Here is a 15,859-nt window from a genome sequence, read left to right on the forward strand (position 1 = left end):
CTAGAAGCCCTATGGTAGCAGCCCGTGAGGGAGATCCGCTTCCAAAATCCGGCTAAAAAATGTAAAAACCAAAAATGAAAAATACAAAGTCCGATCAAAAACGTAAACAGACACTGAAGGTGAAGGATCACATTGCCAGGAACGGCAGGCGCTTCGCCCTCCTCTATGATACCGATGGTGACGGTTTTCCGCTGTTCTATCCAACGGCCTACACCACCCTTCGGATGGCAAGCCTTACGGCGAACACCCAAAGGTCGAACCTCTACGTCCTGAAAAGCCTGTACACCTGGGCCTGTAACCAAGGCATCGACCTTGAGCTACGGTTCGCCACCAAGAAGCTGCTATCACTCCCTGAAGTGGAGTCCCTGACCCAACACATCTCCGTTAGCAGCCGCGAGGACGATGGCACTCAGGTGACGGGCAGACGCATCAACAACTCTCTGAAGGTACTTGCCCGTTATCTACTTTGGCTCTTTGGTCACCTCACCCAGGACTCGAACGCACCGGAAAACTATGCGCTCATCGAGAAGCTTGAGAAGAGCCTATTGGAGCGCAAGGTCAAACCCGGCTCCTCTTCAGCAGCAAAACAAAAACAACTCGACAAAAAGCTGAATGAGGTCACTCGGGAAGCGTTGCTGGAGATGTTCGCCAATCCCTACGATGACGATGCAACCGCATTTGATAAGGGCATTGCCTTTCGCAATGCGCTGGCACTCTACATTCTTTACGATACTGGCATGAGAGCGGGAGAGCTCTTAAGCCTGAAGTTAGAGCACTTCCTTCCCGCCCGGGGTGGTGATCATCCCTACATTGTTGTTGAGCGCAACCATGATGATCGGTATGACCGCCGTCAAATGCAGCCTGTCGCGAAGACATTAGGCCGAGATATCGCGATCTCTCCCGAACTTGAAAAGAAGATCCTTGAATACTTAGGGACTTGGCGCGCCGACATTCCCAATGTGGGCTTTGAGAAGACCGCTTTCATTTTCGTAAAGCACAAAAAGGGAGAAGGTCAAGGACGAGAGATCACTCTGAATACTTTCAGGGCTGCTCTTACGGAGATGATCAAAAAAGACGCGCGCTTGAGGCATCTTCACCCTCATTTGCTCCGCCATGATTGGAACTACCGTTTTTCACTTAAGTGTGAGAAAGAGGGTTTGAGTGAGGCAAAAGAACGCTCTGACAGAGAGTATCTCATGGGGTGGGCGGCAGGATCAGAATCCGCCAAAGTCTATGATCGTCGATACGTGCGCGAGTCCGCATTTAAAACAGGTTTGGCAATTGCTGAAGATACAGCAAAAGACAGTAAAAGCAGGAAGAACAAATGAGCGCCCGTGAAAAGCTTGACACCCCAGCACAGATTCTGGTCACACTTGAAGAATTTGATAAAAGCAGCGTTAAAAACAAAAGAGGGTTTATTGCTGAGTTCAACGGAGATCATCTAAATCTGGTCGGCCACTATGGAATGGAGATCACTTCAATTCTTGCCATGGATGAAAAAACCGTTGATGGCTTTAAATCCATGGTAACAACTATTGGCCGCACCGGAAAACTGTCCGCCAGTACAATGCGCAACGGAATTCGCTGCTTGTCAAAGGTTTTGCGAATTAACCCGACATTAGCTTTCACACCAGAATCATATTCGAAACTTATTAGTTCCGAAAACAACAAAACGACCAACGATATCGGCAACCTATTAATCGTCTGGCACTCGCTAGGTATCCCTGGCGTTAGTGATGAGGTGATTGACACTGTTCATAGACTACACCGACCCTATCATAAGCCGAACAGTAGAGCCGTGGCGGGTAATATCGATACCGGCTGGTATTCGGAACAAGAATATGACGACCTTGTCAGCACGATGTGGCATGACTATGGTACAGGTCAGGTTAGTCTACAAAATAGCGTAGCTATGCTATTAAATGCTCAATACGGCAGACGCCCCAAACAACTTTCATACTTAAAAAACATGGACTTTGAGGCAGCGGGATCAAACTTTGGCGTCTCGGGAAAGCGCGTATCCTTCCCTAGCGTAAAGGACGAGCATTCCGGAGAGTTTCGCGACGGAAAATTTGAAGTTCACCCAATGGGGGATGACCTCTGGGATATCTGCCAACTTCAGATCAAAAACTCCATCGAATCTTTCGAGCTTTTTTTCGGAAAAACTCTGAGCGAGACCGAACGAGCCCAGCTTCCTTTTTTCATTACGCTTTATGAGCCGGCACTTAAGAGAAGGAAAAATCTTGCAGATAAGTATGCTGATGTTGGCGAATACTACTATTCGCTAATCTGGCACAAAAGCGCGTCATCAATCTCCCAAATCCTTCTAAGGAAAGATGGTAGCCCCGTATTCTCCGAGAGGACAGGAGAACTTCTTCACGAGTTTGCGTATCGGATGCGGCATACACGCGCCCGTCAATTGGCAAGGTTGGGAGTACCGAGGAAGGTTCTTCAGTACTGGATGGGGCACGAGTCCCCAATTTCTCTCGATTCCTACTATGACGATCCAGCTGAACGCTCGCGAACCCTCAACAACGACGTTGGGACGCTGCTTGCTCCTTTGGCACAAGCATTCAGCGGAGTAATCAGGGATGACGAGTCCCACGCTATTCGAGGCGATGATCCGACCAGCCGAATTGAGTTGGATGGACGCAAGGGTGTGGGCACTTGCGGCGAATCAGGATTTTGCTCCGCTTCGGTACCGATCCCCTGCTACCGGTGCAGCAAATTTCAGCCCTGGGTGTACGGGCCACACGAAGAGGTCTTGATTCGGCTCATTGATCGCCAAGAAGAAGAAAACAACATCCATTTGCCGAGCAAGTCGCGCCGAATGTTGGCACCTCTTCAGCTTGACAAGGATATCAGGGCCGTCAAAACGGTTATTGCATTGTGCGAGAAACGCAAAGCCGAATTGGAAGAAAAATAAAATGTTAATGCCAACACCTTTCAAATCAAAAGCCGCTATCGCGAACGCTCAAAACCTTGCCAACTACATTTTCAATGCGAGGCATGTGAACCCAACATATGCCAGTCTCTCAAGCTTTAACTGGAGCGACAACGTATGGGTACTACCTCGTGGCAGGCTTCGCTTTGTGAACTTGCAGAACGCGGGGTTGCATAAGAGCGTCACGCCCTCGGCAAGCCAACAACTAGCACCAGAGTTTATTGAGTTCGCCAAGGCCTACATCGTGGAAACGCGACGCGGAAGCGCCACAAAGGTGCCCTCAAAAGACCTCTCCATAATAATGGTCGTTGAACAAGCGCTCATTGAAGTAGACGGCTATGCAGACATTACTCGGCTTTCGGAGCAGCACCTTGATCGCGCCTCTGCCATCATCAAGGAGACCTATGTCGATCTTTTAGGTATGGGCGCGGCGCTAAAAAACTTGGTTGATGAAGTCACCAAGCACAACATCACCTCTAGCGGCATTCGCCACTGGCAGCACCCTTTCCGAGGCCTACGAGAACCTGGCGCTACCTACGACCGAGAAACGAAGCTTCCCCTTGACGAAACACTGTTGGCGCTCGCCGAAATCTTTGCAAACGGCCACACAGGTGATCTGAATGATGAGGCAACCTACATCACTAGTATTACGGCCATCTTCCTTTCGGCACCTTTTCGTATCAACGAGCAGAGCTGGCTGAAATCCGTATCGCTCGAAGAGGATTTCGACACCCTCGGCCAACCTCAGAAATTCCTGCGGCACTACTCTCCAAAGATAAACAAGATTGTCACGAAAGAGATTCCGCAGGTGATGGCAAGCCACTGCGAAGAGGCTTTCCGACGCCTGGAAAAAATCACTGAAGAAGGTCGAAAGCTCGCGCGCTATTACGAATCAGGCGCGAAGGACTTCTATCCGCACGAAACCTGTCCTGATGTTCCCCCTAATCAGGTTCTGACACGCGACCAAGCCGTCGCGGCACTGGGCCGCCCTACCCTCAAGTCAGCAGAAAACCTCATGAAGTGGATGGAGGGCCATCGAAAGTTGACGGGATGGACGCTTAGGACACTATGGGCATCCGTGGTTGAGTATCACAAAAAGAACAACCCGTTCTTCCCTTACCAGGTAGACCCGAGGCTCTGTTCCATCACGCCGCCCAAAATGTCGGAATCACTCCTTTGCTTCCGCGAATTCCAATTGGCGGATGGCTTTGCGACGAGCCCGATTTTCCTGGCCCCCATCAATGGTGATTACTACAACAAACGTCTGTCTCAGAACAACGTGAGCAAGCTCAATGGCAAGACCTACCCTTCCTTCTTGCACCGACATGGTTACGAAAACATCACCCTGAAATCCCATCAACTCCGGCACTTCTTGAACACCGCCGCTGAAGAGGCGGGTGTTGCCATCGAACGAATTACTGCATGGAGCGGTCGCGCATCTGTTCAGCAATCACGCACGTACATGCATAAAGACCCGAAGCGGACTGCAAGGGAAATTGGTGATCGTTTGATACCGGTGACGGATACCACGCACACTCCGATTACGGAGCAGGAATACAGCATCCTCGGCAAGGGGCCCCACATAACGACCCGGTATGGCATCTGTACTCATCCATGGACGGTGTCGGCCTGTGAGAAGGCTGCGGACTGCCTGAACTGCTCAGAACTGCTGCATTGTAAAGGGCACAAGAACTCTCTGAAGGCCGTGGAGCGCGAGCGCGCGCATGTTGCGGAAAACCTGGAGGCAGCACTCAAGGAAATCGAGGCAGGCAATCGTGCGGCGACACGTTGGGTCGATCGGCATCAACTGTACCTGGTGCGCCTGGATGAGATTGTGGCGATGCACAAAAATCCAGCGATTCCGGATGGTAGCCCGGTGCAAATGGTGGGTCATGACTTCACACACGCCAAGCGCATATTGACGACCAAACACCCTGAATTGCTTGAGTCCAGTGGGCTCAGTGACGTCTACAGCGACGATTTGTTAAGCTGCCTGAAAGAATTAATGGAAGAAAACAACGATGCCTAGCGCGTTCACCGCGAAGGAGCTTAAAGCTATAACGGCCATTATCAGAGAGTGGCCGTCGAAGAAAAAGCTGACTTGGGAGGCTATATGCGAAGCCTCTCAATCGGCCTTGGGCTTTGTTCCAACCCGCCAAGCGCTGGCGGGAAAAGCATTGGTTGTTAACGCTTACAAAGTTAGAAAAGCGGAGATCACTTCAGACCGGGATCGCATGGCGAGTATGCCATTGCCGAAAAGCCTCACCGCTGCAGCGGAGCAGATTCTCAGACTGCAGGAAGAGAACAATCGGTTGAAAAAAGAACTCCAGCTCATGGCCGAAACTGCTCAAATATTCATTCACAACGCTGCGTTGAATGGATTGACTCGGGACAAGCTGATGAATCCGATTCCTAAGCCGGATAGAAAAGGTTAGCCAGGAGAAGGCTTTTCACGAGACAGCGAATTTGCAGCTGTTGGTTCTGCGCCCTTCTTGCCATGCCCTCATTAGCAAGAGCACAGGCCGTATTTCCTGCCATGGTTTGGGATGATCGCCTGAGAGACTTGTGAGAGGATCCTTCGGTATCCCATCACCGAGGAAGCACCATGATTGCTGCACTCAACAGTAGGTTGTCACACCACGGAATAGATCCTCCCAAACGTTGGGTTTACCTTTCGCTTGTCGCGGCCTCCCCCTGTATGGCACTTGCAGCCTTATGGAATCAGGGCGACCTCACGGCTGTAAGTGCATCAATCACCTTGTCGGCGTCTGCCTATCTCCAAAGACCCCTGAAAAAACCGGGAATGTGAAGACGTCCATATGGACACAGGTTCGAGTCGCATCCCCTCACTCGGCCTAATACTTCGAGAACCCTCGACGCTGCATGCGTCTCATGTCGACAGACGTGCCCGCCTCTCCCCCTTCGTCAGTTTGAAGGGCCAAGCTCATTATCATCTCCTGTCGTTCGAGGGCGGGCTTAAGGCATCCACCATTTCAGTAGCAGAGATTTGGCCAGACAGTACATTTTTATGAGGCTGCCCGGCCCATACCTTCGATGTCCCGACACAACGATGCGTCCGTATAACCCTGAAACCCCAACGTAGGCAATGTCCTACTGCCGATTGCCGATTGCCGACCCCAGCCATTGCGGTGGAAGAGGCGGTGTCCAACGCACAGCAGCGTTACCTATCGGCAGAGAATACCCCTAAGCATCTTTTGTACTTTTCGGTGACGAGGCGGAATCATCTTTTGGCACCTGATACCAGTCAGTTGTGATAGGAGGCTTGTTCCCAATTGTCATGTGTATAGGCTTACCCGTGTGGTCACGCTCATGCACTTTTACACGGCTCATTGAAAAAGCATGGATGAATAAGTTTTCTCGACTGAACATCATAAAAGTTACCGCAATTGCCGCAGTTGCGAACAAACCAATATTCATAGCACTTGGCGGTGTCGACCATAACGACCGAATCGGCTCATAACTGGCGATAGTTACTGAGCCACCCAATATTAAACACACAATCAAAACAATAACCACAAATGTAGCCCAGGCAAATCCCTCAAATGCCATACTGGCGACAGATGTGCGCTTCTTTAATTTCCCAATGAACAGAATGATAGGGAAGGTAAAAGCGTAAGCGATAACGGTCAGCAAGATCACGGAGACGGGTACTGCAATCCAAGCAAGAGCCACGTATGCGAGTGTCTCAAAGGAACGATGGATTGCGCTAGCAGCTAACAGTGTAAGAGATGCTTGGGTTAGCCAGAAGATCGATTTAAAGTCAAGCTGCGCATATTTCCAACGCCGAACCTCCACAGATTGCATCATGTATTCTATTACAGTACGAAATGCATAGTATGCAATGACCGCCACGAACAAAAGCGGAATGGAAGCAACACTAAGATCCAACTCGCCAAACGTATCGGTTTTAAGAGTTTTGAGTTCAAACTGCAAAGCTGACCAAGCCATACCAAGACCGCAAACGATCGCATTCATATTGCGAGCCGCTGAATATCCGTCACTGACCTTGTATTCCATTATTCCACCTAACTTTACCGCCAACACTTCAACGAAGCTTATCACTAACAACTGCGCGAAAAAAGTTTTTGCCCCAACCGTACCGTAAGCATGAACAGTTGGGTATGCTGCTGAGCAGTAATGATCTTGAAGCTCTTGGTTTCTAGGGGCAGCTGAGCACAAAGCTGGAAATCGGACATGGGTAAAATTGCGGTTGCGTTGACGGTGGCAATAGCCGTTTTGGTCTATGGGTTGGTAGAGGGGCCTCAAGCGGCTCAACTGCCTTTATTCATGGCCATTTTGGCGTGTACGGTGGCACTCGGCGCTCTGATACATATTTATGGGCCTCCCTCTACTGACTGAGAGAACGCCAGCAACACCTAGCTAGATGAGTCTGACAGGTGCGATTACGAGCGCGCCGTCACCAATCCGGTTGCAACACATCGCGGGGTGGCTTACTAGATGCCCCGCCACCTGGCAAACCTCGCGAGGATATTCTAATACCTGCCTTTCGGAATAAGCTTTTGCTCATTGCAGTACGTGATTATCTGCAGGATCGCACTTGTAGAGAGTGGTACACTTCTCATTCACATAGGCAGCCGTCTGAATGTCGTCATAGCCTATCGTTCAGCGCTATGCCTGAGAAACCCAAAAAACCTCGGATTCCCCTCTCCCGCTCTCCGTCGTCCATCTCAGTTTGACCTGATATCGAAGCGGACTCGACATATGGAAGCTTGCCAAGAGTTTCACCGTACTGCGAGGCTTGAGCTCGGGACATGGCAAGAGATCACCCGCCCTGACCAACGGATTATCGGGACAATCGATCAACTCCAGATCAACATCAAAAGCACTCCCCTGCCCCGTATTTGTGATGATGAAATAGCTTGTTTTAGCCAGGCTCGTAATATGCACACCCAGCAGCGGAACCGCTTTCTCCTGCTTGGCGATTTCGAGCGAATCAATTTGCCGCAAGGCAAGCTCTGAGGTGATATTGGCCAGATCTTCCTGCACCTGACCCAATTTACGACCGCGAACCAAAGACACGGTCGACACCGCGAGAGCAAGGAGAGACACCAGTAGCGTCAGCGTCTCATACAAGGTCATTTGAACTTGCCCTTGAACAAACCTTCCAGCATTTTTTCAACCTCAGCTTTGATTTCAGGAATCACGACCTCCATCGCTTGGTCGATCCCCACCTGATGGATGTCGTCCAATGGAAAAGACTGCGTGCAAGTCACGCAGGTGACCCAATCACCATCGCTCAAAACCTGCGGCTGCTCGAATTCAATACCACCGCATTGAGGGCATTGAATGGTGTGTTGTTCGGGAATATTCATGCCTATCTCCTGGTTTGATGTCATGGCCACAGCACCAACCCCAATTCTTTGATTCGAAGCGCCATCGCGCTGTCGGAGACCCGAAATTGTTTTGCCAGTGAATTCATTCTTCGGCTGCCGAAATTTTCACAGCGAGCCAAGGCAAACTCGCGATCCAGAGAGCCCTGTGAAGCATATTGCAACGAGTCAGGATCGTTGTGGTTCAGGTGGAAGGACGTCGTTTCGGTAAACTTAAAGGCGCCTTTGCATCCAAACTGCGTTTCAAAATGTGCCGTCAGAAGGTTCGGCGGCATGAGAAAACATGCCGCGAAATAATCCGCTTCGCGTTCAATATCTGATCTATGACCCGCATTGGCAGAGCCGTCCAGTGGACGGTCACGGTGCATGACTTGACCCTCGTGAAGCATGAAGTGCCCCACTTCGTGAGCACCGGTGAAACGCTGAACTTGCTCAGGGTAGGCCATCGAGATGGCAATCTTGTTGGCTTGACGATCAATAAGCCCTGCGATACCAGGGCCTTGGCCAGAGCGCATGAATCTGGAGGATCCCAAGTTTGGAAGCATCAAGTATTCAACATCGAGCAGGTACGCTGCAGCATCGGGCTCCAGCATTTGTAGGGGCATTAGCTGTCGATCGGGCCACAGCATTTCCTTCTGCTTCCAAATTTCCCGGTGCAGCAGAGCGACGTCTTGTTGAATACTTGATCTATTCATGAAAGAAAACACCACATGATGTGCCTTCTATAAAATTAAAGCACAACATGTAGATTTGGCAATCTTTTGGATCCGCATTTACCAGTTTTTTATCGCGATCCGGATCATGAGTAGCGAGACGCTCTAGCTTGTGACTCAGGGCTCGGTACAAAGACGCGCAGGCAATGCCAGGGGTTTCAGCGTGACGATCACGCGGCAAGCCTCGGACTGCCACACGCCTGTATACAGACGCTCGGCGGTTGGACGGTGGCGGGCTCTAACGCACCAAGGTGCCCTAAACAATCGCTCACACGCCCATGAGTCATGTGAACTTTGGGACTAAAGCCGGAATTGTTATAGAGATGGACGACAGATGAAGCTATTAAATACCTGGCAGAGCCAAAACACCCAAACCGAAAGTTAGCAGCAAGTAAGCTTTAAAATCTGCGGCTGCGCTTGAATGCGACGAGTGCCTCAAGCGCCTGAGCGACACTCATCCCCTCTCGCTCTTTATTGATAACAAAGTCCGCATCGAACGTAGCAGGATCACTCTCCGTAAAGTCTGGATAACCCGCTTCGGCATGCTTTCGCGCGTTATCAATTACCGATTGCAACCCCTCACGCTCTGCGAGCGACATTGTCTTTGCTCGATCCAATAGCGCTACTCTAGTCAAAGATTAGGAGCAAGTCATAGACCCAGTCCGATCGGAATGGGATTACCTGGCGGGCATCGAGATTTCTGGATCATTGCGGGCCTTGCGCTGGTCGCTCTGGCCGTATCGAATCTGGAACGGGTCTTTTGGTCACTAGGGAGGAAGCGCCGCCGGTCTCGCAGACGGCAAAACACAGTGCTCCTTCAACAGACATTCACCCCTATGCTTCAGCCAAGCTTTGCCGTTCTCTCATTGCGAACGAAGTAACGATCAATATTGATGGTTTCAATAGCGAACAGATAGAGCGCAAACATACGAATGAAATTCGACGTACCGAGGAGCTGGAGATTTATAGGGTCAGGCACGCTGGATACATACCAAAAAGTGACAGACAAACAAAATGCCAGGATCCCTCCACCCGTTATTGGCCCCCAGCTAGCGTGATCATGGTCAGCCAGGTAGCTATTGAGGCGATTAATGAATTGCACCCAAGCGATCACAAAGACCGAAGCCGCCACCACCAGTATTGGCAGTATCAAACTGATCGCAGAAAAAGGATGGGCAATTGTCCCGCCCTCCTCTAGAAAGGTAGAAAATGCTAACGCCAGAAACACTATTGTCAGAGAGCGGGACTTCACCTTCCCTAGAGCTTCGAGAATATCCTTGAACATACATTCACTTCCATAAACGCCGCGCACGGCAAAACCTGGGTCATCTAATGTTGCTTAAAACTTGCTCAGCCACCTGCTCTCAGAGAAAGCTCACGCTATAAACACGTCAACAATCAGCCGCGTCCGTCACGACCATGGCGGCGACTCACGCTCTGAACTGATCCAATTTCGTGAAGGTGTCGTAACAGAACTCCCCCCAATCGATGTGTTTCTATACCCGTTTCACCTTCCCTCAAACTCATAACGCATGTGCTTTTATCAACGAACAAAGATCCCTATCGCACCTTCGGCAGCGATCACCATGAGCGCCGGCAATCCTTCAACGCTCATCTTACGATGTAGGGTGCTCAACAGATTTTCGTCGAGTTCACTCGGACGAGCGGGACAGCCATCGGGATGCGAATGCCATTCGCCCACATAGTCCACCATGCCGGCAGTACGTTGATGTACCACCTCCAGCGCTTCTGCCTGGCCTTCTTGTCCTCTGATGAAATGGCTCGAACTGGCCTCGCTGTCTGCCGGTGCCGGCAGAACGTCAACAACAACAATCGTTTTTGTCTTCAGATCCGTGACGCCGAGGATCGCGCCACCTGTTTCGTTCGGCAGGGCCTTCTGCCGAGCAGCGTACAATTTGTGAACCAGTGACTCGTCGTACTTTACCGTCCAGCCGGATGATTGCACTGTATGCACTGGCGCAATGTCGATCTCGTGCGCGGTGACTGATCCGGATTGATCACATGCCTCCCAGATGCAAATCCTGGCCTGCTGCTTGGCCACTGACTGCCGTAGCTGCCGGGAAAGAATCCCCGCATGACCATGGATGGACTCGCCTGACATCCTTACCGAAATGTCACGGCAGCCACCGCCCACCCAGCGATCCCCCAAAGGCAAGGCTAAATGCTCACGCCCCCAGTCGTTCTCTAAAATGGCTCGGTAGTACTGCCCCTCCAGGCCATCGATGCGCTGAAGCCTGCCCTGATCTTCGAGAATCATCACACTTGAGAGACCCGACGGCGTAACGAACAAACTCACGGTACGGGGAACATCCTGTCTTTGTGCGAGCTCACGCGGCACTTCCAAAGTGGTCGTCACATCCACCACGATTTGCGCAGCGCTCAACGACGAAGCTATCTCTTCACTGCCATCAAGCAGGCTTTTGGCAATTGCTTTGGGTGGATCCCAATTCGGAAAGATCGCGATAGCCAGTTCGCTCACGACATTGGCCTTTGGCAACCCAACGCACGAATCGAACGCCACATGGCGACATAAATTGTGAGGCATTACTCGATCAGGGTCTATGAACGTCCACCGGCCCCAGCCCTGGCGAATCCACAGATCAGCCAATACGCTACCTAAGGCCCCTACCCCTGCCAGGACGCCTTGGAGGTCACTGTTTTCTTCAGGGGTGCCCGATAGATCGCGGGCGGCTTTGGGAGTAAGAGCCGTTCGAACCTCTACCGACATAAGCGTGAACGCTCGCCAGGCAGTGCCGCCAGTTCCGCCAATGACGAAGCTACGGTGACTCACCCCGTTCGAATCGGGCGGCGCCAACATCTCCAAGGCCTTTGCAAGGTCAAACAGAGAGACGTCCAGCATGTACCCAGCGACGTCAAATCGCTCGGCCTCGCTATCGCGTATGCGCGGAATCCAGACAGTGATGAGGACGCCTTGGCCTTGGGCGGACGCAGCAGAAACACCGCCTTCAACGGCCTCATAAACGTTCGCATGGAGTACTTGATAGAGATCGCTGCCCCAGGAGACCAGTTGGTCATGCAGATCACCCAATGTCTCGGGATAACCAGCTAACGTTGTCGATCCCACGGGATTAACTACCATTGAGACCATCCTGACCTTCTTCGACTGATCACCTGGCTCGGTGGGGTCGGCCCTCAAGATGATCGAATCACCCACATCCACTTTGCAAACGGTCAGCGTATTACCACCTGACTTCGCGTAGTCGGCATAGTTGGAAGGCAGAATGAGCTGGTAAGGGCTTAGGTAAAAAAGCTGCTCAAGCGGCTGATCATCCCTGTGCAACTTCAACAACGCAGACTCTCGCAGCCACCAGAATATCCGGGCGATAAAGCGCTCCGGCGTCCAGGTTCGCTCGACTGTCGACCACGCGCGGTCATACAAACAAAGCACCCTGGCTCCGCCTGGGGACGGTGGATGCTGGTGCGACAGCACAGGAAAGTCTTTGCGCAGCGTATAAACCACCACCGGCACGCGGGAATCGGGGTTCACCCGCACAGCCAGTCGCTCGCGTCGCCTTATTCCGGCGGGATTTCCAGAATCCACTGTACCGTCCCCAGCATCGATGACGATGTATTCGCTGAGTGTCGACCCCGGCTTGTCCGTCCGGATTTCTCGAACATCGGTGTAGGGACATGCCCGTAAGGCGTTGAGCAGCGCCAGGGTCTGGGGATAGAGTTGATCCTCCCCTGACCCGGCCCACGGCTTACCGAGCTCATAGTACTCGATCATTCGCACTTGCCCGCGCGTGGCGGAATCGACGCCGCTACAGAACTCGGTACTGCTCCGGCAAGCGCTGCAGCAACCGCCAGCAGCTTGACCTTGCCATCCGACCGAACCTCGAAGTCCATGCAAGCCTTCTCACCAAGATTCCCCGTGCAAGAGAACCAACCATCCACTTCGTCCAGGATGTCCTGATATTCCCTCTTCGCCCGAATGCAGGGCGGATCGCAATCATCGTCAAGAATCTCGACACTGCTGGAGACGATCGTTGCGCCATGGCGCGCCTGGCTCAGGGCTTGACGAGCATCCCAACTAACCTTGGCATCCTCCCCCTTGCCTGACCAACTGTCCCACGACAAGGTGTGCCAGGAGCAGTGGTGCGGAGCAAGGAGCAGATCATATTCAAGCACTTCGGGCGTGGACGCGTAATGACTCCACATCCGCTCCCAGATCAACACCTCAGCATCGCCTCCGACCAAGAACTTGGTTTTTGTTTGCGAGTAAGCAGATGGCGAGATCTGAATATTCATGATCACGCTCGACTCGTTTTTCGACAGTTTGTCTTCCAGATCCGCATCATCTTCATGCGGTGCCGGAGCAAGCAGATGCGAAGTGAAATACTGCGGCAGGCTTTCACCCGCGATCTGGCTGAAAGTCTGGCCGGCTTTAACGAGGATGGGGCCCAGGTCGTCAGTCTTTCCCTGGTTGTCTTCTCCCATGATGCGAATCCGGTTCCCATCACCTGCGACCCGATGGTTGCGCCAGTAGCTCACTCGACGCCGGGCCTCTTTATCGAAAGCTTTCGCATCGTCACAGAGGATGTGGTTTTTCGAACTCCGACGGAATACCAGCGGCGACGACCACATTTCACGGATCAAAATACGTTTTTCCCAACGATTCTTGTCATCGTCAGGGTAATCCGCAGGATCGTCGAGCCAGAAGTGATTTCTCAGACCCGCACAATGGTCTTGGTCAGGGTGACTCAGCAGGAAGGCGTTGACGAATGGGCGATCCTTGGCATCCCACTGCAGCCGTTCCCTCAGCGCCCTCCCCACGTCAGGTGTGTCATCGTCCGGGTTGTCCGCCGCCTGGCGGATCCGGGAGTCAATCAGAATGCTGGTGACAGACGTATCGGCTAGCCGAATCAACGTCATGTCACCGGTACCTACTTGGAAGAACGTCACCTTGGCAGCCATTTATCCCTCCCCGGGCAGTGCGCCATCTTTGAGAAACGCTACAGCTAAGGTAAGATACGTATAGAAATTAAATGCGTCTAGATACTATGCGAATATATTTTATACCCATCAATGAACAGGCTGATTTCAGATGACTGCTACTACTACTCGTACCGGACGTTGGGGACAGGAGCGTCGCCTTGAATTCATTGACTTTCGGCTGCTGTGGGAGCGAAAACTCAATCGCTCAGACCTGACCAGCTTTTTCGGGATTTCTGTCCCCCAAGCGTCATTGGATTTCGCGACCTACCAGGAGCTTGCCCCTGAAAACATGGCCTATGACCGAACGCTAAAAGCCTATGTGGCAGGGACTGACTTCAAACCCGTCCTGACCAACCCAGATCCTGCGCACTATTTGAATGAGCTGCTGCAGCGCGGCATTGGAAATATCGCCCCCACGGATAGCTTCATCGGTTGGGCGCCCCCCGTTGCAAGCCTGCCGTCCCCCACGAGGCAAGTTGATCAGCAGATCCTGATCAAGCTGATTCGGGCGCTCCAAGCCGGCGAGGCCGTGAACGTCGACTATCGATCAATGACCAACCTCGATGAACCCGCCGTTCGAACAATCTTCCCAATGTCGTTTGCCCATGACGGTTTCCGTTGGCATACCCGAGCCTTCTGCTTCAAATCAAAGGCCTTCAAGGATTTCGTTCTCGGTCGCATCAATACCTTGGAAGCTTCGTTCGCCCCTCCCTCAGAGGTACCAGAGGACGTTGAATGGGAGACCTTCATCGATATAGTCATCGGCCCGAATCCGAGCTACCCACCACAAAAGCGAAAAGCGATCGAGCATGACTACCAGATGGTGAATGGTGAAGCTCGACTAAGGGCTCGTCAGGCGCAGCTGTATTACTTAAGCCGTCGGCTGAACCTGAATGTGGAGCCGGGCGACCCGGTTAGTGAGCATCAGCAAATCGTGATGCTTCGGATTGAAAACGCTCACAGGGAGTCCGCAATAAATGAGTGAAGCCACTCCCGCCAAGCCAAAGACAGATCTAACGATCGTCATCATCATCTATCTACTGGCACTCCTGATCTTCGCGACCTACTCCATCGGTGCGATGGCATTGGGTTGGCTTTCCGAACCCTATAGGCCGTTAAGAGTGCCCTTGATGTGCGGCGCGATCGCCTACGTTGGAGGAGCCCTGTACTGCTTCCGCGCGATCTACCTCAACAAGTGCGTTCACAAGCGCTGGGATCCGGATTGGCACGTCTGGTATTTCATCCGCCCTATTACCAGCACAATCGCCGGCGCAGTGAGCTACCTGTTTTTGAAAGCTGGCTTGTTGGTACTGGAGTCGACCGCGAACGCCGGAGCAAGCGAAATTGGATTTTTCGCGCTGGCCTTCATAGCCGGCTTCAATGTCGACAAGTTCGTCGCGAAGATCGAGGAAGTCGCGAAGGCGGTTTGGGGTATCGATAAAACACGTAGCGGACAGACCAAAGCCGATCAATCAGAACCCACCAAAACCGCGTCCCCTACGACGCCTCAACCCTGAGCTTTCCTGGATCGGGAGTGTTCGGCAACACTTTCCCGATCCGCCACCAGAATCCTGGCGCGGGAATCAGTCAAACGCTCATGTCAGTACGCAGCTAACTCAGCCCATCCCTAAGTGATGCAAGGTTGCCTGTGGAACTATTGAATAAGCATCGCGCACGGTCATGCCAAGTAATAGCAAACAGCCATTCCGTGATATCATCGCTTCAGCCAAAACATGTAACCAGAACGCCCCAAGGGTCGCATAGGCCACGTTATGGGGTCGTACATGCGCCTGACCAATTTCAACAAGCTCTGCGCTTGCGCCTCAGAAATATGATGAGCATGTCAGTGAGTG

14 protein-coding genes are annotated in these 15,859 nt (G+C 52.2%); 6 read left to right on the forward strand and 8 right to left on the reverse strand.

Annotated features, from left to right (window positions below):
• Positions 1-74 precede the first annotated feature (74 nt).
• From M0808_RS14155 to M0808_RS14170, 4 genes are read left to right on the forward strand one after another with little or no spacing between them, the layout of a single operon-like run.
• Entirely contained in the window at positions 75-1,328 is a 1,254-nt protein-coding gene (locus tag M0808_RS14155) for a site-specific integrase (protein WP_247841543.1), read from the forward strand.
• Positions 1,325-2,926 (forward strand): hypothetical protein, encoded by a 1,602-nt coding sequence (locus M0808_RS14160; RefSeq protein WP_247841545.1) that lies wholly within the window; start codon positions 1,325-1,327, stop codon positions 2,924-2,926. The genes M0808_RS14155 and M0808_RS14160 overlap by 4 nt, the downstream gene beginning before the upstream one ends.
• Before the next feature lies 1 nt (position 2,927).
• On the forward strand, positions 2,928-4,973 hold the full coding sequence (locus tag M0808_RS14165) for a hypothetical protein (protein ID WP_247841547.1): 2,046 nt from the start codon (positions 2,928-2,930) through the stop codon (positions 4,971-4,973).
• Complete coding sequence (locus M0808_RS14170) at positions 4,966-5,379, forward strand: hypothetical protein (protein WP_083366139.1); 414 nt, start codon at positions 4,966-4,968, stop codon at positions 5,377-5,379. Before M0808_RS14165 ends, M0808_RS14170 begins: the two co-directional genes overlap by 8 nt.
• A gap of 769 nt (positions 5,380-6,148) precedes the next feature.
• On the opposite strand, the gene M0808_RS14175 is transcribed toward M0808_RS14170, so the two are convergent.
• The 8 genes from M0808_RS14175 to M0808_RS14210 form a co-directional block, all read right to left on the reverse strand.
• Positions 6,149-6,982 carry a hypothetical protein gene (locus M0808_RS14175; RefSeq protein WP_247841548.1) on the reverse strand — a complete coding sequence of 278 codons (834 nt, stop codon included), beginning with the start codon at positions 6,980-6,982 and terminating at the stop codon, positions 6,149-6,151.
• Positions 6,983-7,594: 612 nt separating this feature from the next.
• On the reverse strand, positions 7,595-8,065 hold the full coding sequence (locus M0808_RS14180) for a hypothetical protein (RefSeq protein WP_247841550.1): 471 nt from the start codon (positions 8,063-8,065) through the stop codon (positions 7,595-7,597).
• Entirely contained in the window at positions 8,062-8,298 is a 237-nt protein-coding gene (locus M0808_RS14185; RefSeq protein ID WP_247841552.1) for a hypothetical protein, read from the reverse strand. The genes M0808_RS14180 and M0808_RS14185 overlap by 4 nt, the downstream gene beginning before the upstream one ends.
• Positions 8,299-8,318: 20 nt before the next feature.
• Positions 8,319-9,011 carry an ImmA/IrrE family metallo-endopeptidase gene (locus tag M0808_RS14190; RefSeq protein WP_247841554.1) on the reverse strand — a complete coding sequence of 231 codons (693 nt, stop codon included), beginning with the start codon at positions 9,009-9,011 and terminating at the stop codon, positions 8,319-8,321.
• A gap of 416 nt (positions 9,012-9,427) precedes the next feature.
• Positions 9,428-9,628 carry a hypothetical protein gene (locus tag M0808_RS14195; RefSeq protein WP_247841556.1) on the reverse strand — a complete coding sequence of 67 codons (201 nt, stop codon included), beginning with the start codon at positions 9,626-9,628 and terminating at the stop codon, positions 9,428-9,430.
• A gap of 242 nt (positions 9,629-9,870) precedes the next feature.
• Complete coding sequence (locus tag M0808_RS14200; RefSeq protein WP_247841558.1) at positions 9,871-10,314, reverse strand: hypothetical protein; 444 nt, start codon at positions 10,312-10,314, stop codon at positions 9,871-9,873.
• A gap of 258 nt (positions 10,315-10,572) precedes the next feature.
• Entirely contained in the window at positions 10,573-12,798 is a 2,226-nt protein-coding gene (locus M0808_RS14205; protein WP_247841560.1) for a Mov34/MPN/PAD-1 family protein, read from the reverse strand.
• Positions 12,795-13,985 (reverse strand): metallohydrolase, encoded by a 1,191-nt coding sequence (locus M0808_RS14210; RefSeq protein ID WP_247841562.1) that lies wholly within the window; start codon positions 13,983-13,985, stop codon positions 12,795-12,797. Before M0808_RS14210 ends, M0808_RS14205 begins: the two co-directional genes overlap by 4 nt.
• 130 nt (positions 13,986-14,115) lie before the next feature.
• On the opposite strand from M0808_RS14210, the gene M0808_RS14215 reads away from it, so the two are divergent.
• Together M0808_RS14215 and M0808_RS14220 are read left to right on the forward strand one after the other, a co-directional pair.
• On the forward strand, positions 14,116-14,991 hold the full coding sequence (locus M0808_RS14215) for a WYL domain-containing protein (protein ID WP_247841564.1): 876 nt from the start codon (positions 14,116-14,118) through the stop codon (positions 14,989-14,991).
• A complete protein-coding gene (locus tag M0808_RS14220) occupies positions 14,984-15,523 on the forward strand; it encodes a hypothetical protein (RefSeq protein ID WP_247841566.1) in 540 nt (179 codons plus the stop codon). Before M0808_RS14215 ends, M0808_RS14220 begins: the two co-directional genes overlap by 8 nt.
• Positions 15,524-15,859: the final 336 nt, after the last annotated feature.

Origin of the sequence: Pseudomonas sp. MWU12-3103b, assembly GCF_023100615.1 — a bacterium.
In the GTDB taxonomy this organism is placed as follows: domain Bacteria; phylum Pseudomonadota; class Gammaproteobacteria; order Pseudomonadales; family Pseudomonadaceae; genus Aquipseudomonas; species Aquipseudomonas putida_A.

Bases quoted from the DNA above. Each gene is read 5' to 3' on its own strand.
- M0808_RS14185 (WP_247841552.1), bottom strand. From the start codon at position 8,298: ATGAATATTCCCGAACAACACACCATTCAATGCCCTCAATGCGGTGGT.
- M0808_RS14170 (WP_083366139.1), top strand. From the start codon at position 4,966: ATGCCTAGCGCGTTCACCGCGAAGGAGCTTAAAGCTATAACGGCCATT.
- M0808_RS14215 (WP_247841564.1), top strand. From the start codon at position 14,116: ATGACTGCTACTACTACTCGTACCGGACGTTGGGGACAGGAGCGTCGC.
- M0808_RS14165 (WP_247841547.1), top strand. From the start codon at position 2,928: ATGTTAATGCCAACACCTTTCAAATCAAAAGCCGCTATCGCGAACGCT.
- M0808_RS14220 (WP_247841566.1), top strand. From the start codon at position 14,984: ATGAGTGAAGCCACTCCCGCCAAGCCAAAGACAGATCTAACGATCGTC.
- M0808_RS14205 (WP_247841560.1), bottom strand. From the start codon at position 12,798: ATGATCGAGTACTATGAGCTCGGTAAGCCGTGGGCCGGGTCAGGGGAG.
- M0808_RS14160 (WP_247841545.1), top strand. From the start codon at position 1,325: ATGAGCGCCCGTGAAAAGCTTGACACCCCAGCACAGATTCTGGTCACA.
- M0808_RS14190 (WP_247841554.1), bottom strand. From the start codon at position 9,011: ATGAATAGATCAAGTATTCAACAAGACGTCGCTCTGCTGCACCGGGAA.
- M0808_RS14155 (WP_247841543.1), top strand. From the start codon at position 75: ATGAAAAATACAAAGTCCGATCAAAAACGTAAACAGACACTGAAGGTG.
- M0808_RS14210 (WP_247841562.1), bottom strand. From the start codon at position 13,985: ATGGCTGCCAAGGTGACGTTCTTCCAAGTAGGTACCGGTGACATGACG.
- M0808_RS14195 (WP_247841556.1), bottom strand. From the start codon at position 9,628: ATGTCGCTCGCAGAGCGTGAGGGGTTGCAATCGGTAATTGATAACGCG.
- M0808_RS14180 (WP_247841550.1), bottom strand. From the start codon at position 8,065: ATGACCTTGTATGAGACGCTGACGCTACTGGTGTCTCTCCTTGCTCTC.
- M0808_RS14175 (WP_247841548.1), bottom strand. From the start codon at position 6,982: ATGGAATACAAGGTCAGTGACGGATATTCAGCGGCTCGCAATATGAAT.
- M0808_RS14200 (WP_247841558.1), bottom strand. From the start codon at position 10,314: ATGTTCAAGGATATTCTCGAAGCTCTAGGGAAGGTGAAGTCCCGCTCT.